General features: G+C 54.9%; 1 rRNA gene. It reads right to left on the reverse strand.

The annotated features are described in order from the left end of the window. Positions 1–255: ribosomal RNA gene (locus KJS47_RS23900) — 23S ribosomal RNA — on the reverse strand; the annotation flags it as partial.

The following is a 255-nucleotide window of genomic DNA, read 5'->3' on the forward strand; positions in this document are numbered from 1 at the left end:
GACCGCCCCAGTCAAACTGCCCGCCTGACACGGTCCCCTGACCGGTTTCACGGTCACGGGTTAGAACCTAGATACGATCAGGGTGGTATCCCAACGGCGCCTCCACACAAGCTGGCGCTCATGCTTCGAAGGCTCCCACCTATCCTGTACAGACCGTACCCAAGTTCAATATCAAGCTGCAGTAAAGCTCCATGGGGTCTTTCCGTCTTGTCGCGGGTAACCTGCATCTTCACAGGTATTAAAATTTCACCGGAT

It is taken from the genome of Paenibacillus sp. J31TS4 (assembly GCF_018403265.1).
GTDB lineage: Bacteria > Bacillota > Bacilli > Paenibacillales > NBRC-103111 > J31TS4.